Genomic DNA, 22,173 nt, shown 5'->3' with positions numbered 1-22,173 from the left:
GTTATAGTTACCGTGACGCGATGCTGGTGATCTGATGAAACTGACCTACAAGCCGTTCGACTTCTCAGGCGTGCGCACCTACCCGCTCGCCTCGCGCCGGAGCAAGGCCAACGCCGCCGATTTCGCGAAACCGATACGCGACGCCGCGGCCGCGCGCGCTCTCTTCGAGTCGCTTCCGGCGATCCAGGCCGCGGCCGACTTCAAGGCGGTGGCTGACGCGATCCGCGACGCGCGTGCGCGCAACGCCTGCATCTTGTGGGGATTCGGCGCCCACGTCGTCAAGACAGGGCTGGGCCCGATCCTCATCGACCTGATGGAGCGCGGATTCGTCTCGGCGCTGGCGACAAACGGCGCCGGCATCATCCACGATTACGAGATCGCGCTCGGCGGCGCGACGTCCGAAGATGTGGACGAGGCGCTCGGCCGCGGGCGGTTCGGCATGGCCGAGGAGACCGGGCGGGGGTTGAACGACATCATCAATGCCGGCGTTGCCGCCGGCCTGGGTCTCGGCCAGGCGGTCGCGAACCACCTGCAGCGGTCGCAGCTGCGTTTCGCGGATAAGAGCGTGCTCGCCGCGGCGGCGCGCCTCGAGATTCCCGTCACCGTTCACGTCGCGATTGGGACCGACATCATCCACATGCACCCGTCCGCCTCCGGCGCGTCGCTCGGCGAAGGGAGCCTGCGCGACTTCGGTTACTTCGTGTCCAATGTGGCGGCTCTCGATCGCGGCGTGTATCTCAACTGCGGATCGGCCGTGCTGCTGCCGGAGGTGTTCCTGAAGGCGGTCGCGCTCGCGCGCAACCGCGGTCTCGCGCTCGAGGGCATGACGACGGTGAACATCGACTTCCTGCGGCACTACCGGCCGCACACCAACGTCGTGACCAGACCGGTCGCGGGTACCGGCCGCGGTTATTCCCTGACGGGGCCGCTCGAACTGCTGATTCCCCTGCTGGCGGCGGCGCTAGCCGACGAATAAGGGGGACAGTCACACTTTCCGAAGCAACCCAGGAAAGTGTGACTGTCCCCCTTATTCGTCCCCCTGTTGCATTTGGCCGCGGACGATGGCATCGTCGTCGTCGAGGTCAGAAAAGGATGTCGCGTGCCGATCTCAACGACCTATCGGGATAACCGGAAACAGAAGAAAGCGAAGGGCAGGATGACCACCGCCGAATACCTCCAGACGCCCGAGACCGTGCTCCCGCGCGAGTTGGCCTACGGCGTGCTCCACGTGGCGGATTCGCCCACCGTGCACCACCAGCGCGTCGTCGGCGAACTGCACTTGGAGCTGGCGCCGTTCGTCCGGGACCGCCGGCTTGGAGAGGTCCTGCTGGCGCCCATGGACGTCGTGCTCGACTACGATGCCGCGCTCGTCGTCCAGCCGGACCTGCTCTTTGTCGCGGCCGAGCGGCGCGCGATCGTCAGCGACCGCGTGTACGGCGCGCCGGACCTCGTGATCGAGGTGCTCTCGCCGCAGCCTCGCGTGGGGCGGCTGGAGGAGCGCATGGGTTGGTTTGCGCGCTACGGCGTCCGCGAGTGCTGGCTCGTCAGCCTGCCCGCACGGCAGGTCAGCGTGCTTGCGCTGACGCCGTCCGGCGTTGCGAGCCGTGCGCTCGCGTCCGAATCGCAGCCCATTCCATCAGCGGTCCTGCCCGACCTTTCTCTGACACCGCTGCAGATCTTCGGCTGGTAGCCTGGCGCGCGCGCGGGCTCACTTCGGGACCGTAATCTTCGAGGAGGTCCCGAACTGGCGATAGTCCGCGTATGTGGCGATGGTGCGCGTCGTGCCGAGAACCGGCGCGCTGCGGACGCGCGGAATCGGTCCCTCGTAGTGCTCAGACATCTTCGAGGGAAGCCACATGTCGAGCCGCTCGTCGCGGCGGTAGGTGACTTCGATGTCCGCGCGGCTCTCCAGGCGCGTCATCGGCATCTCGAAGTCAGGCACCCGGCGGTCGGGCTTACGGACACCCGAGCCGGTGCCCCCGCCCCCGCCTCCGCCCGAGCCGCCCTGCGCCCCCGCCGGAGCGCCGCCGGTTCCGGAGCCGCCCGGCTGCGTTGTCCCGCCGCTCTGCCCCGACCCGGCCGGAGTGCCGCTCCCCTGAGCCGCCTGCTGCGGGGCGGTTGAGGTCGGCGACGAAAACTCCTGCGGCAGCGTGCTCGCCGACGGCGCCCGCGCGTCTCCCATCGCGATCGCGTCCGCAAACCCCCGCATCCGCAGGCGCGTGCGGACGACAGTCCCGTCCGAGGGCACGATCCACAACGTGCCCTCGAGCGGGACGTCCTTGCCCGCCCGCGTCATCACCATCGTCGGCCGCTTCGTTTCGCGGAACGCGACCTCCCGGGTTTCGACCCCGTCAATCCGGTCCGTCCCCTTGAGCGTGAACGTGAACCGCGCGAGGTTCTCCGGCGTGAAGAGCAGCAGCGCCATCGTCGGCACGTTGAAGTTGCGGCTGATCGGCCCGACGTTGAAGCGCGCGCTCTCGTTCGCGATGCGGGTGGCCTCCGGCATCGGTGCGGCGGAATCGGTGAACAGCGTCATCAGCCGGTCGCGCCGATCCTGCACCGCCTCGCCGTCCACCTCGACGACGTCCCTGAAGCCGATCCAGCCGCCGGGCCGCTCCGTCTTCACCAGCGCGAACTCCGCCACCAGGCGTCGCGGCCTCGACGGCTGAGCGCGCTCCAGCTCCACGTGCTGCGTGTACTTCTCGACGCCGACGACGAGCGAGGCCTTCTCACCGTACCGCGAGACGTAGCCTCCGAGCTTCGTGAGAACGTCGTTGATCGCCGGATCGGTGGAGATCGGCGCCGGCGCACCCGGGGTGTCGCCGGTTATCGAAGCGGCAGTTTTCGCGATCGACGGCGTCACGTCCACGCTCCGGCTGACACGTCCGACCGGCCGTCCGTCAAGAGAGATGATCGCCGCGACGGTGTAGCGCGAAGGCGTGAGTCCCGCCGTATCGATGGTCCCGGCAGCGAGCCTGCGAGGATCCGTCTCGGTCTGGACGAGCGGCGCATCGATCGTGGACAGCGCCGCGCCGGAACCGGCGCGGCGAAGCTCGAAGGACACGCGTGCGCGCGCGAAGCGCTCCGCGTCCGCGCTGTACACCTCCAACAGGCCGGACAGCGGTGTGCCGGCCGGAACGCTGAAGGCCGGCGTGAACGTGCCGGCCGGCGAGCCGAGCATCAGGTCGCTCGCCTGCAGATCTCCCGCGTCGCGTATGCCGATGCTGATGGGAGCTTCGAGCGATCCGCCGCGTCCGCCGGCGTCGACCGCGGCAACGCGGAGGCGGTACTGGCCGGGCGCCAGCTGCAGGCCCGCGGTCACCCGCGCGGCGTCTGCGCCGTCCGACGCCGTGCCGTTCGTCACGAACACAGGAGTCCCGTCCCGCAGCACCGCGAGCGCGTAGCGCACGGGCGGCGTTCGCGCCAGGCCGCGGCCGATTTCCGCGCCGACGATCGCCTTCAGGGTGTCCGGCTCCTCGCCGCGGACGGTGTAGAGCGTCGCGGCGAGCGGCAGCTCCGTCACCTCGATCGGCTGCGAGATCAGGTTGCGAAGCCGCTGCTGCGCATCGACGCTTTCGACGGGAGGATGCCGTGTCGTCCGCAGCCTGGCGCCGGGCCGGTCCACTTTGACCGAGATCGTGGCGGAGGCGGCGTCAGCGGCGTCTTGGGGGAGCCCCTCGACCCCGAGCAGGTACGAGTAGGCGATCTCGTTGCGCATCCGGTCGAACACGCCCTGCGCTTTGCCGACCCCGAAGAAGAACATCCCCCCGGCCATTGTCGCGACGTTCGCCAGGCCCGTCTCCCGTTCGCGCGCTGCGAACGTCGCGTTCTGCGGCCGTCGCGAGGAGGACGCGTCCATGTCGGGATGGTGTACGTGGACGGCGTAGACGCTCACGCCGGCGAGCTTGAGCGTGCGCTCGGCCTGTCGATACCACGTCAGGCTGTCCATCTCGAACGCCAGGCCGCCGGAGATGAGCACGATCGTCCGCGGCGCGTCGACGCGCTGCAGCCGTCCTGCCACGTTGCTGACGGCCGTCAGCACGGACTGGACGTGCAGCCGCTCGACCCGAAGCCGCTCGCGGGTTTCGTTTTCGAGCGCAGGCGGGCAGATCGGCGGCAGACCCATGGCGGCACGCGCCTCTTCGGTCGCCGCATCGCACTCCCGCTCGATGACCGCGCCGATCACGCGCGTGTCGCCCCGCTCGAAGGCGACCGCCTCTTCGATCGTGAAGAAGTACTTGTAGGTGGGGACGACGTTCGTGCCGCGCAGTCGGCGGAGCGCGTCCGCGATCGCTCGCCGATCGCGCGTGAGGTCGATCGACGTGCCCGGCACGGGCACGAGCGAGACGGCATCGCGCTCGTCCAGGCTGTCGACCAGTTGCGCCGCCGTGTCGAGCAGCGTCTTCTCGTTGCCCGCCCTGATGCTCTCCAGGTCGACCATGAACACGACGGCGCGCCCGGCGCGCTCCGCGCTGTTGGTGGCAATGACCGCAGGCGTGGCGCCGGCGTCCGTCGACGCGCGCTGGTCCGGCGCTCCCGAGAAACGGGCGAACAGCACCTTGCGCTGCCGGCCGCCGATCTCGACGTCGAAGTCCTTTGCCCGCAGATCGCGCACCGCGCGTCCCTCGGCATCGATGACGCTGACGCTGAGCTGCAGGACCGACACTCCCGAGCGAAAACGCGGTTGTTCCGGAGACTGGGCTTGAACAAGCGCAATGGCGAGCATGAACCCGAGCGCGATGGTTGCACTGCGAGCAGGCATGGCTGTTCCCGGTATGAGGCAGGCAGGCGGGCAGGCGCAGTATAGCGCCGGTCCGGCTCGTTTGCCCCCTGCCTGGTGCCTCGTGACTGGCGCCTCGCGCCTGCTATAATTGAGGATTCCTGCCGGTGTAGCTCAGATGGTTAGAGCATGCGGCTCATATCCGCAGTGTCCGGGGTTCAAGTCCCTGCACCGGCACCATTTTTCGCTGGGTCCATTCGGGCAGCCGGCGGCCTTCCTCAGGCCCACGCCAGAGGGGCCATTTCGTGGTCGATGCGAATCGGCAGCCCGCGAAGCCATCCGAGGCCGGTCTGTCGTTCGTCCTCGGTGAGCTTCCTGCGGCGGGTGAGGACTGCCAGCGCGTTGGCCACTTCCAGCGGCCACAACGCCGGCACCTCGATGACCAGTCCATCACGGCGGTGAAAGGCTGGCGCCAGGGGCGGCTCGGCCCCATGTGTGGCGTCCACGCCGGTCTTGGAAGAGGTGAGGCCGCGACCGCGCGGTCGCGGAGTCAGCGAACACAAGTATGCCATCCGGGTCATACGATCTCTCCCGAACCGGCGGGCTGTGTCGATTGGAATTGGAATGGAGGAGCGGGCCCTTGGGTCGCCACCCGAACGCCTCGCCTAGCTTCAGCGCGACGTTCCAGTTGCCGCCGCTGCACGAGAAGGTTCGGCGCTCGGGATCCGGAGGCCCCGTCCGGACCGCACGCACGTAGGGCTTGCCCTCCTCGTCTACGTCCTCGACAAGCAGTTCGTGCGGTCGCCCGGCCCACATCTCGACAACGAATGCCACGAGTCGTACCTCCGCAAGCGAAGGGTAGACGACAGCACCGGGGTTCAGCCGGCGCTATCTTACCCCCACAGCCCAGCCTGACCGCCCGCTGTGACAGGGGAGGTCACAGTTTTCCGGGTGCCAGGACCTCCCTGCGCATAATCGAACCGTGCGAAAGCCAGGCCCTTCCCGCCAGGCGGCGGTCCTCACCCGGGACACGACTCGCGAAGCCGAGTGCGTGCAGGTCGAAGCCTGGCGCAGGATGTCGCCGCTCCGGAAGATGCAGCTGGTCGGCCAGATGACGAGCGCCGCGGTGAGCCTTGCCCGCGCCGGCGTTCGCCTGCGGCACCCGGGTGCATCGGAGCGCGAGTGCTTTTTGCGAATCGCTGCCCTGAAGCTCGGCCCCGCGCTCGTCCGCCTCCTGTACCCGGACGCCGCACACCTTCCAGACCTCTGACGTGGCAGACGAGCCCATCCAGGTCGCGCTTCGCGTCGCCGAGACCCTGGATGCGTGCGGGCTGCGCTACGTCGTCGGCGGCTCGCTGGCCAGCTCGGTCAGCGGGGAGCCTCGCTCCACGCTCGATGTCGATATCGTGGTCGCGATCGCCGAGGCTGATGTCGACCCTCTGCTCGCCTCGTTGGGCCCCGAGTTCTATGTCGACGCCGACGCGGTCCGCCGCGCCATTCGCCAGCGATCGTGCGCCAACCTGATACACCAGCCGTCCGCGACGAAGATTGACCTGTTCGTCGCTGGCGCCCGCCCGGACGACTCCCGCCATCGCCCGTCGTGGTTTAATCGTGATGAGAAACCCTGTGCTCGACCGCGTCCTCCGCAGCATCCGGCGCCTGATCCCCGCGGGGTCGCGCGTGGCCGCCGCCGTGTCGGGTGGCCCGGACTCGGTGGCGCTCGCATGGCTGCTCCGCGAATTGCAGCGGCCCGGCGACTACACGCTGGTCGCCATCGCCCATTTCAACCACCGGTTGCGCGGTGACGAGGCCGATGCAGACGAAGCGTTCTGCCGCAACCTGGCCGCCGAGCTCGGCGTCGCGTTCGTCTCAGACCGAGCCGACGTTCGCGCCGCGGCTCGGGAGTGGAAGACGTCGGTGGAGGATGCCGCTCGCCGGCTGCGTTACGAGTTCCTCGAGCGCGCCCGCCTCGCGCAAGGAGCGGATCTCATGGCCGTCGGGCACACGCGCGATGACCAGGCGGAGACCTTCCTGCTTCGACTGCTGCGCGGTGCGGGAGCCCGGGGCCTCGGCGGTATTCACGAGTCTCGCGGCGCCGTCGTGCGCCCCCTTTTGGACCTGGGCCGGCGCGAATTGCACGCCTGGCTGGAAGGGCGAGGAGGTGCCTTCCGAGTCGATGCCACCAACGCGGACGTGTCTATTCCGCGCAATCGCATCCGTCACCAGGTCCTGCCGCTCCTCGAAGCGATGGCGCCGGGGGCGTCCGCCATCATCGCGCGCAGCGCGCGGCTCTCGCTCGACGATGAGGATTTTCTGGCGGAACGTGCAATCGAAGAGGGGGGTCGTGTCGTCTTATCAGATGAGGGGAGCGTCGTCCGGCTCGCCGCCGAACGGCTGAAGGCGCTTCATCCTGCGGTGGGCCGTCGCGTGGCCCGTGGCGCGCTGGCCCGCGTCGCCCCAGGGCGGTTCGTGGGCCTGAAGCACGTGGACGCGCTGCTGGAACTCGAGTCCGGAAGCCTGGACCTGCCGGGGGCGCGCGCCGCACTTGCGCAGGGGGTCCTCGAGCTGACCCCCGCGGCCGGCTTTAAACCGGACCAAGTGAACGATTTCCGGTATTTGCTGTCTATTCCTGGAGAGGCCCGGGTTCCGGAATGTGGCCTGGCCGTCTCGGCCGAATTTGTAATCGGCGGGACGGGAACGGCCGAGACAGATAGATACCGGGTGCATGTTGCCGCCCCGGCCGTTACCGACGGGCTGGCCGTGCGAAACAGGCGGCCAGGGGACCGTTTCCGCCCGCTTGGGCTGGGCGGATCCAAGAAGCTGCAGGACTATTTCGTCGACCGGAAGGTCCCCCGGAGCGAACGGGACCGGGTGCCCCTCGTCGTGGATGGCCGCGACCGTATTGTCTGGGTCGTCGGCCACACCATTGCAGAGGAATTCAGCCTCAGCGCCGGCAGTGATAGGGGCCCCGAAGGGCACATGTTACTCTTGAAGGTCAGGCATTTGGGGGAACCAGTTTGAACTCGACTCTTAAGAGCCTCCTCTTCTGGATGGTCCTCGTCGTCGTCGGGGTCATGATCTGGAACTTTTCCACCGGGTTCCAGGGACCCGACCAGCCGATGACCTTCAGCGATTTCATCGCCAAGGTCGACGCCGGCGAAGTGGAAGAGGTGACGATTACCGGCAACGAGATTACCGGCACGCTCAAGGTCGGGCCCGACACCAAGTTCCGCACGTACGCGCCCCCGCAATTCGAGGGGCTTGGCAACAAGCTGCTCGAAAAGAACGTGCACCTGGCGGCGAAGGCACCGACGGCGAGCCCGTGGGCCACGCTGCTGTATTCGTGGGCGCCGATCCTCCTGATGATCGGCTTCTGGATTTTCATCGTGCGGCAGATGCAGAGCGGCGGCAACAAGGCGCTGTCGTTCGGCAAGAGCCGCGCGAAGCTCTCGTCGAGCACGCAGAAGAAGGTGACCTTCAAGGACGTCGCCGGCGTGGACGAGGCGAAGGAGGAGCTCCAGGAGATCATCGAGTTCCTGCGTGAGCCGCAGAAGTTCCAGAAGCTCGGCGGCCGCATCCCGAAGGGCGTGCTCCTGATGGGGCCTCCGGGAACGGGCAAGACGCTGCTCGCGCGCGCGGTCGCGGGCGAGGCCAACGTGCCGTTTTTCTCGATCAGCGGCTCGGACTTCGTCGAGATGTTCGTCGGCGTGGGCGCCTCGCGCGTCCGGGATCTGTTCGAGCAGGGCAAGAAGAACGCGCCGTGCATCATCTTCATCGATGAAATCGACGCGGTCGGCCGGCACCGCGGTGCGGGTCTGGGCGGCGGACACGACGAACGCGAGCAGACGCTGAACCAGCTCCTCGTGGAGATGGACGGGTTCGAGTCGAACGAAGGCGTGATCCTGGTCGCGGCCACCAATCGTCCCGACGTCCTCGATCCGGCGTTGCTGCGCCCGGGCCGCTTCGATCGCCGCATCGTCGTCAACCGTCCCGACGTGAAGGGGCGCGAGGGGATCCTCGCGGTTCACACGAAGAAGATCCCGCTGTCCGACGACGTGGATATCCGGCTGCTGGCGCGGAGCTCGTCGGGCTTCTCGGGCGCGGACCTGGCGAACCTGGTGAACGAGGCGGCGCTCAACGCCGCGCGTTACAACCAGAAGGTCGTGCGCATGGCGGACTTCGAGTTCGCCAAGGACAAGGTGATGATGGGCACGGAGCGCCGCTCCATGATCATCACCGACGAGGAGAAGAAGGTGACCGCGGTGCACGAGGCGGGGCACGCGCTGCTCGCCGTCGTGCTGCCGCACGCCGATCCGATCCACAAGGTGACGATTATCCCGCGCGGCATGGCGCTCGGCGTCACCATGCAGGTGCCGGTGGACGACAAGCACAACTACACGCGCGACTACCTGAACGACATGATCGCGATCCTGCTCGGCGGCCGCATCGCCGAGGAGATCACGCTCGGCGGCATCACGACCGGCGCGGGCAACGATCTCGATCGCTCGACCGAGCTGGCGCGCAAGATGGTCTGCGAGTGGGGCATGAGCGACTCGATGGGCCCGCTCACGTTCGGCAAGAAGGAAGAGCAGATCTTCCTCGGCCGGGAGATCGCGCAGCACCAGGACTACAGCGAGGACACGGCGGTCCGGATCGACCAGGAGATCAAGAAGGTCGTGACGGACAATTACAACCGCGCAAAGCAGACGATGGAACAGTACCGACTGGTGCTCGAGCGGATCGCGCAGGAGCTGCTCCTGCGCGAGGTGCTCGACGCCGAACAGGTGAAGCGCCTGGTGGCCGGCGAGGCGCTCGAGGAGTTCAAGGCCGCGGTCCCGCCGGCGGCCGAGTCGGGCGATTCGCGCAAGCCAGCCCGCGAGCGGCCGGCCATCGTGCCGCTGCACAAGCCGGTGACGCAGGAGTAGAGGGTAGGTTCGAAAGGGTTCGAGAAGGTTCGAAAGGGTTCGAGAAGGTTCGAGGGGGTTCGAGAAGGTTCGAAACGGTTCGAAACGGTTCGAAAAGGTTCGAGTGACAGGTTACCGCCGAACCCTCTCGAACCCCCTCGAACCCTTTCGAACCTTCTCGAACCTTCTCGAACCCCCTCGAACCCTTTCAAACTCCCCCATGTTTCCCCGCACATCCCACACCCTCCTCCTCCCCTCGGGCACGGCCCTGCGGCTCGGCGAGCGCACGCTCATCATGGGCATCCTCAACGTCACCCCGGATTCGTTCGCGGATGGCGGCCTGCACCTCGATGCGCGCCGCGCCGTCGATGCGGCGCTGCGCATGGTGGACGAGGGAGCGGACATCATCGACGTCGGCGGCGAGTCCACGCGTCCCGGTTCGGCCGCCGTGCCGGCCGATGAAGAAAAGCGGCGCGTGCTCCCCGTGATTGAAGCGATTGCCGCGCGCGTGAAGACGCCCATTTCCATCGACACGTACAAGGCGGCGGTGGCAGACGCGGCGTTCGAGGCGGGAGCGTCGATCGTCAACGACATCAGCGGCCTTCTGTACGACCCGGGGCTGGGCGTGGTGGCTGCACGACGGGGCATGCCTATCGTGCTGATGCACACGCGAGGGCGGCCGGCCGAGATGTACAAGGAGGCGGTTTACCAGGATGCTGCGCGCGAGCTGGCTGGCGAGCTGGAGCCGCGCGTGGCCTTTGCGGTTTCCTGCGGCATCCCGCGCGGGCAGGTCATCGTCGATCCCGGCCTGGGGTTCGCGAAGAAGGCGGACCACAGCTATGCGGCGCTCGCCGGTCTCCAGCGGCTGGCCGTGCTGGACCTGCCGATTCTCGTCGGCGCCTCGCGAAAGTCGTTCCTCAAAGACGCGGTCGGCGACGTGCCGCCGGCCGAGCGGGAATGGGGGACGGCGGCCGCCGTCGCGGCGGCCGTGCTGTTTGGCGCCCACATCGTGCGCGTGCACGGCGTGAAGGCGATGGCCGATGTCGTCCGCGTCGCGGATCGCATCCGGGGCTTCACGGCAGAAGCCGCAGAATCCGCAGAGAACTAAGTTTTCTGGGTGTTCCGCGCGTTCTGCGGTGGGTACAATCACCTCGTGGCCCGTGGATTCGAGAGCAAGCAGGTTGAGTCGCAGCAGGAAGAGGCCGCCCGCCCGAAGGCCACCGGCAAGCCGCTGAGCCCGGCCCAGATGGAGCGGCTGGACAGGGTCCGCACGCTCGAACTTTCGCGCGCCCGCCTCCTGGCGGATCTGCAGCGCGCCACCAATGCCGCGCACCGCCGGATGCTGGAACAGGCCGTCGAGGCCCTGAACGCCCAGCTCGGCTCCCTGAACCCGGACCCCTGACCTCTGGCCCCGCGCCCCGTTCTTGATAAGCTAACGGCGCGTGCTGCAGTACCTCTCCACGCTCCTGCGACGCCCGCCGATCTCCTGGTGGGACATCCTCGACATCGCCGTCGTGGCCATCGTCGTCTACGAGGCGCTCAAGCTCATTCGCGGCACGCGTGCGGTCCAGATGGCGCTCGGCTCGTTTCTCGTCATCGTGCTGTTTTTCGTCTCCGGGCTGTTGCCGCTGCAGACGGTCAACTGGCTGATCCGGAACATGCTCGTGTACGTGGCGTTCGCGGCCATCGTCATTTTCCAGTCGGACATCCGTCGCGCGCTGGCGCACCTCGGGCGGGCGCCGTTCTTCCGCTACTTCACGACGACCGATGCGGCAGAGGAGGCGATTGCCGAGATCGTCGTTGCGGCGCAGATGCTGTCGGCGCAGCGCACCGGCGCCATCATCATCGTCGAGCGCGAGATCGGGCTGCGAAACTACATCGAGAGCGGCATCCCGATCGACGCCAGGCTCACATACGACCTGCTCGTCACGATCTTCCAGCCGGGATCGCCGCTTCATGACGGCGCCGTGATCGTGCAGGAGGACCGCGTGGCCGCCGCCGCCTGCTTCCTGCCGCTGACCGTCAATCCGAGCCTCGGACGGGAGATGGGCACGCGGCATCGTGCGGCAATCGGCGTCAGCGAGGAGAGCGACGCCGTGGCGATCGTGGTTTCGGAGGAGACCGGTGCCGTCTCGCTCGCCCTGGACGGCCAGATCGAGCGCAGGCTGGATCCCGAGCAGTTGAAGGCGCGCCTGCAGGCGCTGCTCGTTTCGCGGCGGCCGGCGTCGCGCGTCACCGAGAGCGTGTATACAGGACTCTGATGGCGTACAACCCGTTCCGCAATCTGGGGCTCAAGGTGCTCGCCGTCCTGGTGGCAGCCGGGCTCTGGTTCGTCGTGGCGGGCGAGCACGTTGTGGAGCGGAACATGCGCGTGCCGCTCGAGTTTCGCAACATCCCCGAAGGGATGGAGATTGTCGGGGACCCCCCCACCGCCGTCGACGTGCGGCTGCGCGGATCGTCGGGGCTTCTCGCCAAGCTCCAGCCGGGTGAGGTCGTGGCGGTCCTGGATCTCCGCGGCGCCCGCCGCGGGATGCGGTTGTTCCATCTGCAGACAGACTCCGTCAACCGCCCCTACGGAGTCTCGGTGTCGCACGTGCAGCCGCCGACGCTGAGCCTGGTTCTGGAACCGACCTCCAGCCGCATTGTGCCCGTCCGTCCCGCTCTCGAAGGGGAGCCGGCCGCGGGGTACGTCGTTCGTGCGGTGCGGTCAGACCCCGCGACAGTGGAGATCATCGGCCCCGAAGACCATCTGCGCCAGACGGCGGAGGCCATCACCGAGCCGGTGAACATCACCGACGCCCGCGCCTTCGTGCGAGACACGGTGAACATCGGCGTGGCGAGGACCACGGTGCGCCTGCGCACCCCGCAGAGCGCACGCGTCGTGGTGGAGATTGTCGAGGCGAAACAGTAGGCCCAAGATACAATCGTCCTCCATGCCCCGACTGTTCGGCACCGACGGCGTCCGCGGCGTCGCCGGCCAGTATCCGCTCGATGAATCCACCGTCGAGCGTCTCGGTGCGTCGCTCGTGCGCGCGCTGCCCGATCCGGGGCGTACGCCGCGCCTCGTCGCGGGCCGCGACACGCGCGAGTCCGGCGCGTGGATCGAGCGCGCGCTCGCGCGCGGCATTTGCTCCCAGGGTGGGACGCTGACGAGCGCCGGGATCATTCCGACCCCGGCGGTAGCCTTCATCACGCGCTCGCTCGGGTTCGATGCCGGCATCGTCATCTCCGCCTCGCACAATCCATTTCAGGACAACGGCATCAAGGTCTTCTCGGGGCGCGGGGAGAAGTTCAGCGAGAAACTCGAGCAGGAGATTGAGGCGACCATCGCCGACACCTCCTGGCAGGTGCACGCCGAGGCGCGGCCGGAGATCGAGCACCGCGATTTCCGCGACGCATACATCGCGCACGCGCGCGAGGCGCTGCCCGAGGCGTCTCTGTTGGGGCGCCTGCGTGTCGCGCTCGATCTCGCCAACGGTGCGACGACGAGCGTCGCGCCGAAGCTGTTTCGCGGCTACGGCTTCGACGTCACGGTCGCGGGAGATACGCCCGACGGCCGCAACATCAATCTCGGGTGCGGCTCCACCCATCCGCAGGCGCTGCAACGCCTCGTCCGCGAGGGCGGGTACCGGCTCGGCGTCGCGTTCGACGGCGACGGCGACCGCGCCATTTTCGTGGACGCGGCGGGCAACGTCGTGGACGGCGACGCGGTGCTGCTGATGTGCGCCAGCCGGCTCCACTCGACGGGCGCGCTTCCCGGGAATGCGATTGTCGCGACCGTCATGAGCAACATCGGCCTGGAGCTCGCCCTGCGCGACCGCGGCATCGGCCTTGTGCGCTGCGCGGTCGGCGACAAATACGTGATGGGGGAGATGCTGCAGCGCGGCATCGCCCTCGGCGGCGAGCAGTCCGGCCACATCATTTTCCTCGAGCACCTCTTCACCGGCGATGGCATCGTCACCGCCCTGCGCGTGCTGCGCGTCATGGCGGAAACCGGCCGGGAGCTGGCGGACCTCGCCTCCGACCTGAAGACCTTCCCGCAGGTGCTCGTCAACGTGCGCGTGCGCGAGAAACGCGAGCTGTGCGAGCTGCCGCCCGTCGCCCGCGCGATGGACCAGGTCGAGCGCGCGATGGCGGGCCAGGGCCGGCTGCTGGTGCGGTATTCCGGCACGGAGCCTTTGCTGCGCATCATGATCGAGGGGCGCGACCAGGACGAGATCCAGGGCTGGGCGCAAGGGATCGCTGACGCGGTCAAGCGGGAGATCGGCGCGTGAGCGTCCGGCTGTCGGTCAACGTCAACAAGATCGCGACGCTCCGCAACTCGCGTGGCGGCAGCCTGCCCGATCCTCTCCACGCCGCCCGCGTCTGCGTCGATGCCGGCGCTCCCGGCATCACGGTCCACCCTCGTGCGGACCAGCGCCACATCCGTCCCGTTGACGTGTGCGCCATCGCGGAGTTCCTGAAGCCCCTGCGGGGTCGCGTGGAGTTCAACATTGAAGGGGATCCGCGACCCGATCTTCTGGAGATGGTTCGGAGCACCGCCCCCGACCAGTGCACCCTCGTGCCGGTTCGGCCGGGCGAGATCACGAGCCAGGCGGGCTGGCCTCCGGACACGCCGCGCGAAGCGCTGGAAGAGACGATCGCAGACCTCCAGCGCCGCGGTGTTCGGGTGAGCCTGTTTGTCGACCCCGAGCCCGCGGCGGTGCGATGGGCTGCACGTCTCGGCGCAAACCGCGTGGAGCTTTACACGGAGCCGTACGCGCGCGCGTTCGAGGCGGGCGAGCCCGCCTCGCGCGCCAGTTTCGGGAGGTACGTTGCCGCCGCTGAGCTCGCCCACGAGCTTGGGATGGGGGTCAACGCGGGGCACGATCTGGATCTGGACAACCTCGTGCTCTTCCGCACGCTGCCGCATCTTGACGAAGTGTCGATCGGACACGCGATCATCAGCCGCGCGGTGTTCGTCGGCCTCGAGACGGTCGTGCGCGAATACCTGTCGGTGCTCGCGTGAATTACGCAAAACGTAAAAAGGGGTCGGGAGCCTTTTCCGCGTTGCACGCAACGCGGAAAAGGCTCCCGACCCCTTTTTCCCTGCTGCTCCTGCTGTGCGTCGCGCCGGCGCCCGCGCACGCGCAGCGGGTTGAGCGCGTGTCGTTCCAGACCGCCGACGGAGTCACCGTCGCAGCCAGTTTTTTCGAGCCCTCGCGGCGTCCCGCGCCAGCCGTTATCTTCGTCCACATGCTGACCAGGACGCGTCGCGACTGGGAGCCGGTCGCGGCAAGGCTCGCGTCGGAAGGCATTGCCGCCCTCGCCATCGACCTGCGCGGCCACGGCGAGTCCTCGCCGGCGCTGACCGAGGAGTCTGCCGGCCCCTCCGCCATGCTCCAGGACGTTGTCGCCGCCAGGCAATACCTGGCGGGCCGTCCCGACGTGCAGCACAGCCGCATCGGGATCGCGGGAGCGTCGCTCGGCGCGAACCTCGCCCTGGTCGCCGCCGCAGCCGATCCGGCCGTGCGCTCGATCGCGCTGCTCTCGGTCACCCTGGACTACCGCGGCCTGCGCATCGAGCAGAGCGCCCGCAAGTACGCCCCGCGCCCCATGCTGCTGGTCGTCAGCCGCGAGGACGCGTACGCGCACCGCACGCTGCGCGAGCTGACCAAGGCGGCGACCGCCCCCGGCCGGGAATCGCTGGTGCTCGACCAGATGGGGCATGGCACCGTGATGCTCTCCCGCGACGGCTCGATCGTCGGGACGCTCGTCGACTGGTTCCACCGGACGCTATAGAATAAGTGGGACAGTCACACTTTCCTGCGCCGCTGCTTTCGGAAAGTGTGACTGTCCCACTTATTCACTCCTATGCAGCGCGAGTCGATCATCTTCGCCGTCTCCGGCGCGTTTTTCGGCCTTCTCGTCGGCTGGATTCTCGGGACGCAGCAGGCGAGGCCGTCCGCCCCGGCCCTGGCGCCGCAGATGAGCGCCGCATCGCAGGGGCAGAACGCGCCCGCGCCCAAGCCGGTGGACCCCGAGCGCGTGCGCACGCTTGAAACCGCCGCCACTGCCGCATCCAGCGACCCGGCGCCGCGCATCGAGCTTGGCAACCTGTACTTCGATGCGGAGCACTATCCGGAGGCGATCCGCTGGTACGAGCAGGCGCTCCAGATCGATCCGAAGAACGTCAACGCCAGCACGGATCTCGGCGTCAGCTACTACTACACGAACCAGCCCGATCGCGCCCTTGCCCAGTTCGATCGCTCCCTCGCCGTGGATCCGTCGCACGCCAAGACGCTGCTGAACGTGGGCATCGTCCGGGCGTTCGGCAAGCAGGATCTGAAGGGGGCGACCGAGGCGTGGGAGAAGGTCGTGCGGCTGTCGCCCGACAGCCAGGAGGGGCGTGCCGCCAAACAGGCGCTCGACGCCGTCAAGTCAGCGCACCCTGACATGACCGGCACCACGCCGCCGGGAACGCCGTCACGCGGGAGCGAGTAGCGGGGGTCATGCTCCGACTGCTTCAGATCCTCCTCGTGCTCCTCATCGTCCGTGCGCTGTGGCGCCTGTGGATGGGCATCCGCCGCGGCCTGCACGAGCACGGCGCGGTTCGCGGCGGCGGCGCTGCCGTGCCGCTGTTCCGGGATCCGGTCTGCGGCACGTACGTCGTGCCAGGCCGTGCGCTCGCGCTTCGCGACGGCGGGCTCGTCCGCTATTTTTGTTCCGAGCGCTGTCGCGACGAGTTCGCGCGCGCGCCGCGGGATTCCCGGTAAACGATGCCCCCCGCCTCCAACGACACCCTTCGCGCGCACATCGTCGAAGTGGGAAGGCGCCTGTACGCGCGCGGCTACTGCGCGTCAAACGACGGCAACATCAGCGTCCGCCTCGATGCCTCCCGCCTCCTGACGACGCCAAAGGGGGTATCGAAGGGATTCATGACGCCGGACATGATGGTTGTGACCGACATGTCCGGCCGGAAGCTCGCGGGAGACCGCGATCCGTCTTCCGAGCTGCTGATGCACCTTGCCGTGTACCGCAACCGTCCCGACGCGCAGGCGGTGGTCCACGCGCACCCGCCGCTCGCGACCGGCTTCGCGGTGGCCGGCATCCCGCTCGACCGCGCCGTGCTGGCCGAAGTCATCACGACGCTCGGCAGCATTCCGATTGCCGAGTACGGCACGCCGTCCACCCCGGAGCTTGCGGCGGCGGTGGAACGCCACATCAGGGCGCACGACGGCCTGCTGCTCGCCAATCACGGGGCGCTGACCGTGGGGCAGGAGCTGTTTGCGACCTACTACAAGATGGAGACGATCGAGCACTTCGCCAAGATCAGCCTCGTCGCGCGCCTGCTCGGGCGCGAACGGCTGCTGTCTCGCGAAGAGGTCGGGCGGCTGCAGGAGCTCCGGGGCAAGTACGGGATTGCCGCCCCGGCTCCGATCTGCCCTCCGGATCAGGGGGAGAGCGGCGCGGATGCGTGCCAGGTCATTCGTGCGCCGGAGGTCCCTCCCGGCGGACCGCGCCTGGTCGCCGACTCCGCGCTAGGAGCCGATCAGGAAATTCGGCTAACATACGGCGAACTGGCGGCATTGATTGAGGAAGCGATCCGCGCGTTGAAATGAGGCGCGCGGCAGCGGATAGCTGCAGTGCGCAGTGGGCTGTGGGCAGTGGGCGGACGATCGCCCGTTGAGCCCTGCCCACTGTCCCCTGTCCACTGTCCACTACATGGAGGCAGTAATGGGTGAAGCGCTCGGCATGGTCGAGACCAAGGGGCTCGTCGCGATGATTGAAGCGGCGGATGCCATGGTCAAGGCGGCCAAGGTGACGCTCGTCGGCTGGGAGAAGATCGGTGCCGGCTACGTGACCGCAATCGTTCGGGGCGACGTCGCCGCGGTGAAGGCCGCGACCGACGCGGGGGCAGCGGCGGCGCGCCGCGTCGGCGAGCTCGTGTCGGTGCACGTGATTCCGCGCCCGCACGCGAACCTCGAAGACACGCTGCCCATCGGCAAGACAAACGCGACCAAGGCGTAAGCTCTGGCCACCGGGCACTGACCACTCATGATCCTTGCCAAGGTCGTCGGCACCGTCGTTGCGACGCGGAAGGACGAGCGGCTCGTCAGCAACAAGCTGCTGCTCGCCCGCCCCGTCGATCCGAAGGGGAAAGTCGACGGCAGCTACCTCGTCGCGGTCGACACGGTTGACGCCGGCGTCGGCGAGACCGTGTTGATCGTGAGCGGCAGTTCGGCGCGCATGGCGTCCGGTATGAAGGACTGTCCCGTGGATGCGGCGATTGTCGGCATCATCGACGCGATTGAGGTGAAAGACTGATGCAGCTTGCCCGCGTGATCGGCGATGTCGTCGCGACGCGCAAGGACGAGCAGCTCGTCAGCCTCACGCTGCTCGTCGTCCAGCCGCTCGACGCCGACGGGCGCGCGGCCGGCCGCCCGCTGGTCGCGACCGACTCGGTGGGTGCGGGGGTCGGCGAGAACGTCTTTTTCGTCCGCGGCCGCGAGGCCGCGCTGCCGTATCTCCCCGGCGAACCGCCGACCGACGCGGCCATCGTCGGCATCGTCGATCACTGGTCGTACGCCGCACCGCCCGCCGCTGGCGGGGGGAGCAAAGGGCAGCCGGCCGGCCGGCGGCGAGGCTGACGTGCTCATCGCCAGGGTCGTGGGCGCGGTGGTTTCGACGCAGAAGAACTCGAAGCTGCACGGCACGAAGCTGCTCCTCGTCCAGCCGCTCGGTCCCGCTGACGAGCCCCGCGGGGCCGCGCTGCTCGCGATCGACTCGGTGGGTGCGGGGGTCGGTGAGAAGGTGCTGGTGGTGGTCGAGGGCAAGGCGGCGATCAGCGCGCTCGGCCGGGCGTCCTCGCCGGTGGACGCGGCGATCGTCGGCATCATCGACACGGTGGATGTGGGAATCGAGTCATGAACGAAGACGCCCTCCGCGCGCTCGTGCGCGACGTCATCGCGCGCCAGCTCTCCGTGGCGCCCGGCACGCCGGCGGCCGGACGGCACCTGACATCGTCGCGGACCATTCCGCTCTCCTGGCACGCCAGCCACGCGCGTTATGGCGTGCTGAGCGGCGAAGAGCTCGACGGCCCCTGCTTCATCGAACCCGTCGTCCGCTGCAATCACTGTGGCTACTGCCAGTCGCACGGACACTAGCCAGCGCCCTCCGGTCCTCGTCACCCGGCGCCTCCCGTCCTCGGTCATCGAGCTCCTCGAGCGGCACTGCGATGTCGAGATGAACACGCGCGCGGCGAGGCTGCCGCCCGAGGAGCTGCGCGCGCGCGTCGCGGGCAAGCGCGCGCTCGTCTGCCTGCTGACCGATCGCATCGACCGCGCGCTCCTCGACGCCGGACGCGATCTCGCGATCGTGGCCAACGTGGCGGTCGGCTACGACAACGTGGACCTGGAAGCGGCGCGCGACCGTGGCGTCATCGTCACGAACACGCCGGACGTGCTGACCGGGGCGGTGGCGGAGTTCACCTGGGGGTTGATCCTCGCGGCGACGCGCCGCATCGCCGAGGCGGACCGCGTCATCCGCGCGGGGCAGTGGAAGGGTTGGGGACTCGACTACATGCTCGGCATGGAGTTGCGGGACAAGCAGCTCGGCATCGTCGGCTACGGCCGGATCGGGCGCGCGGTGGCCGCGCGTGCCGGCGGGTTCGGGATGACGGTGGCGTATTCCGATCGCACCGGCCAGTCGCTTCGCGATGCCAGCGGTGCCGTGCCGCTGAGCTTCGACGAACTCCTGGTGACGTCTGATGTCGTGTCGATCCATACGCCGCTGACCGAGGAGACCACGCGCCTGTTCGACCGTCGCGCGTTCGCGCGCATGAAACGCAGCGCGTACCTGGTGAACACCTCGCGCGGTCCCGTTGTCGACGAGGAGGCGCTCGCGTGGGCGTTGCGGGAAGGGCTTCTTGCGGGCGCCGCCCTCGATGTCTACGAGCGCGAGCCGCAGGTCCACCCGGACCTGCTCGCGCTGAACAACCTCGTGCTCGCGGCGCATCTGGGCAGCGCGACGCGTGAAACGCGCACCGCCATGGCGGACCTTGCCGCGCGCAATGTCATTGCCGTGCTCGACGGCCAGCCGCCGATCACGCCGGTCACCTGAACAGGTTCTGACGAATGGTCCTGACGAATGGCGCGTCTGTTTCCGTCGTCATGCGCCGCCTGGGGAAGGCGATCGACGGCCTCGATGAGCCCGCCGTGGAGAAGATCGCCGAGGACAGCCGGGACGATCCCTTCGAGGTTCTCATCGCGACGATGCTCTCCGCGCAGACGCGCGACGAGGTGACGCACGCGGCGTCGCAGCGGCTCTTCAGGGTCGCGCGCACGCCGCGGAGCATGGCCAGGCTCCCGGTGCCCACGATCCGCAAGCTCATTTACCCCGTCAGCTTCTACCGCAACAAGGCGCGCCACGTGAAAGCCGCGTGCGGCCGGATTCTCGAGCGCTTCGGCGGCCGCGTGCCGGACACGATGGGGGAACTCCTCACGCTTCCGGGCGTCGGGCGAAAGACCGCGAACCTGGTGCTCATCCTCGCGCACCAGAGCCACGCGAACATCTGCGTGGACACGCACGTGCACCGCATCTCGAACCGCATGGGATGGGTGCTGACGCGGACGCCCGAGCAGACCGAGCACGCCCTCTACAAGGTCGCGGCACGCCGCTGGTGGCCGCTGGTGAATCTCTATCTCGTCACGTGGGGGCAGAACGTGTGCCGGCCGGTCTACCCGCTGTGCACCCGGTGCGTGCTCGCGGACGTGTGCCCGAAGGTCGGCGTCACGAAGGTCGGCAAGCCGCGCGCGGCGCTATAATCCGTCCCATGCTCCTCATACTCACCGCACTGTTGCTGGCCTCGCAGCCGGCGGCCGGCCAGGCCGCGGCACCGGTGAAGAAGTCCCCCGGCGCGGGCCCGATCGTGGTCGTCGAGACGAGCCGCGGCGCGATCCAGTTCGAGACGTATCCGGAAGACGCGCCCAAGACCGTCGACCACATCCTCACCCTCGTGAAGCGGCGCTTCTACAACGGCCTCCGGGTCCATCGCGCCGAGGGGCGATTCGTCATCCAGATGGGCGACCCGCAGACGCGCGATTTCACCAAGAGGGACATGTGGGGGCGCGGCCCCGCGTCGGGGAGCGGCAAGCCGGTCGGCGTGGCGGAGTTCTCCAAGCGCCGAACGCACATACGTGGCGCGGTCGGCATGGCCCACTCCGGCGATCCGACGCAGGCCGACAGCCAGTTCTACATCATGCGCAGCGACCGCACCGGCCTCAACGGGAAGTACGTCATCTTCGGACAGGTGATAGCGGGGATGGACGTCGTCGACAAGATCCAGGCCGAGGACGTGATCAAAAGAATGTATGTGAAGTAGGCGCGGCCTTCACGATGTCCTTCACGTCCGGGTAACGCTCGATGAACTCGGGCAGGTAGATCCCGCCGGCTTCCTGCCCCAGTTCGTGCTTCAGCACTGCGGCGTTGGCCACCGCTTTCGCGGAGTGGTGGTTGTTCATGTAGACATACGCCTTGCGCGTCGCGCGCGCGGCGGCCCCCACCGTTTCCACCACCGGCTTCAGCTCGTCGACGGAGTACAGGTAGTCGTACCGCTCTTCGGACGCCTTGTGGCTCCACCAGGCGTCGGCGTTGCGCCCGTGCAGCCGCATGTAGAAAAGCCCCGGGGTGTTCGGCTTGAATGTCTGCCGGATCGACAGGCGGAACTTCGGCTCGTCGATCTGGACGAGCGCGGCGCCCGACTCGCCCAGAATGCCGAGCGTTCGGTCGATCGCGTCGCTCCAGCTGCGATGCCGCAGCTCGACCGCGAGCGGATAGTCACGAAACGCCTCGAGGAGCCACGCGAGGTACGCGCGCGCGTCCGGATCGTCCTTGAAACTGGCGGGAAACTGGGCGAGCAGCGCGCCCAGGCGTCCGGCATCCGCGAGCGGCGCGATCCCTGCGCGGAACTCGTCGATGTCTGCCGCGCCCAGATCGTGCGGGTCCCTGCCGGTCGCCTTCACGAACATCTCGGGATGTGTGAACTTCCGGTACAGCTTGACCGAGAAATCGAACCCGGGCGGCGTCTGCTCGATCCAGTTGCGGGCAGCCGCGGCGGACGGCGGCCGATAGAACGTCGAGTTGATCTCGACCGTGTCGAAGTGCTCGGCGTAGAAGGCGAGCTCGCGGAACCCGCGCGGGCGCGACCCCTTCGGCGGGTAGAACACGCCGTTCCAGGTCCCCTGGCCGGCTGGATAGCTCCAGCCGGAGGTGCCGATGCGGATCTCACCCAACTTCCTGGTACTTGTCCTTGTCGAACCCGAAAATCACCTTCGAGCCCCGAACCAGGATCGGCCGCCTGATAAGGTTCGGCTGCTGCATCATCAGGTCGATCGCCTCCTTCTTGGACTTCGGCAGCGGCCGCTCCTTGAACACCGGGCTGCGGGTGCTGACAAAATCGAGGAAGCGGGTGGCGTCGATGTGCTGCTCGAGGAACTCGCGCGTTGGCGGGTCCCGGTTGATGTCCCGTTCTTCCACGTCGATCTGCTGCTCGTCCAGAAACCTTCTGGC

The 22,173-nt window shown here is 68.2% G+C and carries 27 protein-coding genes and 1 tRNA gene; 24 read left to right on the top strand and 4 right to left on the bottom strand.

The window, feature by feature from the left end; all coding sequences use genetic code 11:
- The first annotated feature begins 34 nt into the window (after positions 1–34).
- Positions 35–976: a deoxyhypusine synthase family protein gene (locus HYU53_00495; protein MBI2219672.1), complete on the top strand. Its 942-nt coding sequence runs from the start codon at positions 35–37 to the stop codon at positions 974–976.
- Between the two features lie 180 nt (positions 977–1,156).
- Complete coding sequence (locus tag HYU53_00490) at positions 1,157–1,690, top strand: Uma2 family endonuclease (protein MBI2219671.1); 534 nt, start codon at positions 1,157–1,159, stop codon at positions 1,688–1,690.
- A gap of 18 nt (positions 1,691–1,708) precedes the next feature.
- On the opposite strand, the gene HYU53_00485 is transcribed toward HYU53_00490, so the two are convergent.
- A complete protein-coding gene (locus tag HYU53_00485) occupies positions 1,709–4,762 on the bottom strand; it encodes a VWA domain-containing protein (protein ID MBI2219670.1) in 3,054 nt (1,017 codons plus the stop codon).
- Positions 4,763–4,883: 121 nt separating this feature from the next.
- Between HYU53_00485 and HYU53_00480 the strand changes: the two genes are divergently transcribed.
- A tRNA-Met gene (locus HYU53_00480) sits at positions 4,884–4,960 on the top strand.
- A 38-nt stretch (positions 4,961–4,998) separates the two neighbouring features.
- Here the strand turns inward: HYU53_00480 and HYU53_00475 are convergent.
- Positions 4,999–5,226 carry a type II toxin-antitoxin system VapC family toxin gene (locus HYU53_00475; protein ID MBI2219669.1) on the bottom strand — a complete coding sequence of 76 codons (228 nt, stop codon included), beginning with the start codon at positions 5,224–5,226 and terminating at the stop codon, positions 4,999–5,001.
- A 476-nt stretch (positions 5,227–5,702) separates the two neighbouring features.
- Between HYU53_00475 and HYU53_00470 the strand changes: the two genes are divergently transcribed.
- The 21 genes from HYU53_00470 (at position 5,703) to HYU53_00370 (ending at position 20,986) form a co-directional block, all read left to right on the top strand.
- Positions 5,703–5,990, top strand: coding sequence for a hypothetical protein (locus HYU53_00470; GenBank protein ID MBI2219668.1), 288 nt, complete (start codon positions 5,703–5,705; stop codon positions 5,988–5,990).
- A gap of 356 nt (positions 5,991–6,346) precedes the next feature.
- A complete protein-coding gene (tilS, locus tag HYU53_00465; protein ID MBI2219667.1) occupies positions 6,347–7,741 on the top strand; it encodes a tRNA lysidine(34) synthetase TilS in 1,395 nt (464 codons plus the stop codon).
- A 29-nt stretch (positions 7,742–7,770) separates the two neighbouring features.
- Complete coding sequence (locus HYU53_00460; GenBank protein MBI2219666.1) at positions 7,771–9,645, top strand: ATP-dependent metallopeptidase FtsH/Yme1/Tma family protein; 1,875 nt, start codon at positions 7,771–7,773, stop codon at positions 9,643–9,645.
- Positions 9,646–9,844: 199 nt separating this feature from the next.
- Positions 9,845–10,732, top strand: a complete 888-nt coding sequence (gene folP / locus HYU53_00455) for a dihydropteroate synthase (GenBank protein MBI2219665.1) — start codon at positions 9,845–9,847, stop codon at positions 10,730–10,732.
- A gap of 9 nt (positions 10,733–10,741) precedes the next feature.
- Positions 10,742–11,026 carry a hypothetical protein gene (locus HYU53_00450; protein ID MBI2219664.1) on the top strand — a complete coding sequence of 95 codons (285 nt, stop codon included), beginning with the start codon at positions 10,742–10,744 and terminating at the stop codon, positions 11,024–11,026.
- A gap of 43 nt (positions 11,027–11,069) precedes the next feature.
- A complete protein-coding gene (locus HYU53_00445) occupies positions 11,070–11,885 on the top strand; it encodes a TIGR00159 family protein (GenBank protein MBI2219663.1) in 816 nt (271 codons plus the stop codon).
- The gene (locus HYU53_00440) at positions 11,885–12,535 is read left to right on the top strand and encodes a YbbR-like domain-containing protein (GenBank protein MBI2219662.1); all 651 of its coding nucleotides are present in this window, start codon (positions 11,885–11,887) and stop codon (positions 12,533–12,535) included. Before HYU53_00445 ends, HYU53_00440 begins: the two co-directional genes overlap by 1 nt.
- Before the next feature lie 22 nt (positions 12,536–12,557).
- Complete coding sequence (gene glmM, locus HYU53_00435) at positions 12,558–13,898, top strand: phosphoglucosamine mutase (protein MBI2219661.1); 1,341 nt, start codon at positions 12,558–12,560, stop codon at positions 13,896–13,898.
- A complete protein-coding gene (locus tag HYU53_00430; GenBank protein MBI2219660.1) occupies positions 13,895–14,632 on the top strand; it encodes a pyridoxine 5'-phosphate synthase in 738 nt (245 codons plus the stop codon). The genes glmM and HYU53_00430 overlap by 4 nt, the downstream gene beginning before the upstream one ends.
- A gap of 41 nt (positions 14,633–14,673) precedes the next feature.
- Positions 14,674–15,405: an alpha/beta fold hydrolase gene (locus tag HYU53_00425; protein MBI2219659.1), complete on the top strand. Its 732-nt coding sequence runs from the start codon at positions 14,674–14,676 to the stop codon at positions 15,403–15,405.
- Positions 15,406–15,477: 72 nt separating this feature from the next.
- The gene (locus HYU53_00420) at positions 15,478–16,107 is read left to right on the top strand and encodes a tetratricopeptide repeat protein (protein MBI2219658.1); all 630 of its coding nucleotides are present in this window, start codon (positions 15,478–15,480) and stop codon (positions 16,105–16,107) included.
- 8 nt (positions 16,108–16,115) lie between these two features.
- The gene (locus tag HYU53_00415) at positions 16,116–16,379 is read left to right on the top strand and encodes a YHS domain-containing protein (protein MBI2219657.1); all 264 of its coding nucleotides are present in this window, start codon (positions 16,116–16,118) and stop codon (positions 16,377–16,379) included.
- Positions 16,380–16,382: 3 nt separating this feature from the next.
- A complete protein-coding gene (locus tag HYU53_00410; GenBank protein ID MBI2219656.1) occupies positions 16,383–17,225 on the top strand; it encodes a class II aldolase/adducin family protein in 843 nt (280 codons plus the stop codon).
- Between the two features lie 115 nt (positions 17,226–17,340).
- On the top strand, positions 17,341–17,634 hold the full coding sequence (gene eutM, locus HYU53_00405; GenBank protein MBI2219655.1) for an ethanolamine utilization microcompartment protein EutM: 294 nt from the start codon (positions 17,341–17,343) through the stop codon (positions 17,632–17,634).
- Between the two features lie 27 nt (positions 17,635–17,661).
- Complete coding sequence (locus HYU53_00400; GenBank protein MBI2219654.1) at positions 17,662–17,931, top strand: EutN/CcmL family microcompartment protein; 270 nt, start codon at positions 17,662–17,664, stop codon at positions 17,929–17,931.
- Complete coding sequence (locus HYU53_00395) at positions 17,931–18,254, top strand: EutN/CcmL family microcompartment protein (protein ID MBI2219653.1); 324 nt, start codon at positions 17,931–17,933, stop codon at positions 18,252–18,254. The genes HYU53_00400 and HYU53_00395 overlap by 1 nt, the downstream gene beginning before the upstream one ends.
- Position 18,255: 1 nt before the next feature.
- On the top strand, positions 18,256–18,534 hold the full coding sequence (locus HYU53_00390) for a EutN/CcmL family microcompartment protein (GenBank protein ID MBI2219652.1): 279 nt from the start codon (positions 18,256–18,258) through the stop codon (positions 18,532–18,534).
- Positions 18,531–18,770: a hypothetical protein gene (locus HYU53_00385; GenBank protein ID MBI2219651.1), complete on the top strand. Its 240-nt coding sequence runs from the start codon at positions 18,531–18,533 to the stop codon at positions 18,768–18,770. Before HYU53_00390 ends, HYU53_00385 begins: the two co-directional genes overlap by 4 nt.
- Positions 18,742–19,725 (top strand): D-glycerate dehydrogenase, encoded by a 984-nt coding sequence (locus HYU53_00380; protein MBI2219650.1) that lies wholly within the window; start codon positions 18,742–18,744, stop codon positions 19,723–19,725. Before HYU53_00385 ends, HYU53_00380 begins: the two co-directional genes overlap by 29 nt.
- 14 nt (positions 19,726–19,739) lie before the next feature.
- On the top strand, positions 19,740–20,429 hold the full coding sequence (locus HYU53_00375; GenBank protein MBI2219649.1) for an endonuclease III: 690 nt from the start codon (positions 19,740–19,742) through the stop codon (positions 20,427–20,429).
- Between the two features lie 8 nt (positions 20,430–20,437).
- Entirely contained in the window at positions 20,438–20,986 is a 549-nt protein-coding gene (locus HYU53_00370; GenBank protein ID MBI2219648.1) for a peptidylprolyl isomerase, read from the top strand.
- On the opposite strand, the gene HYU53_00365 is transcribed toward HYU53_00370, so the two are convergent.
- Together HYU53_00365 and HYU53_00360 are read right to left on the bottom strand one after the other, a co-directional pair.
- Positions 20,964–21,896: a DUF72 domain-containing protein gene (locus HYU53_00365; protein ID MBI2219647.1), complete on the bottom strand. Its 933-nt coding sequence runs from the start codon at positions 21,894–21,896 to the stop codon at positions 20,964–20,966. The two genes, HYU53_00370 and HYU53_00365, sit on opposite strands and share 23 nt — an antisense overlap.
- Complete coding sequence (locus HYU53_00360; GenBank protein MBI2219646.1) at positions 21,889–22,161, bottom strand: hypothetical protein; 273 nt, start codon at positions 22,159–22,161, stop codon at positions 21,889–21,891. The genes HYU53_00365 and HYU53_00360 overlap by 8 nt, the downstream gene beginning before the upstream one ends.
- Between the last annotated feature and the right edge of the window lie 12 nt (positions 22,162–22,173).

Source organism: Acidobacteriota bacterium (assembly GCA_016184105.1).
Lineage (GTDB): Bacteria > Acidobacteriota > Vicinamibacteria > Vicinamibacterales > 2-12-FULL-66-21 > JACPDI01.
This window is presented reverse-complemented; position numbering and strand designations above follow the sequence as displayed.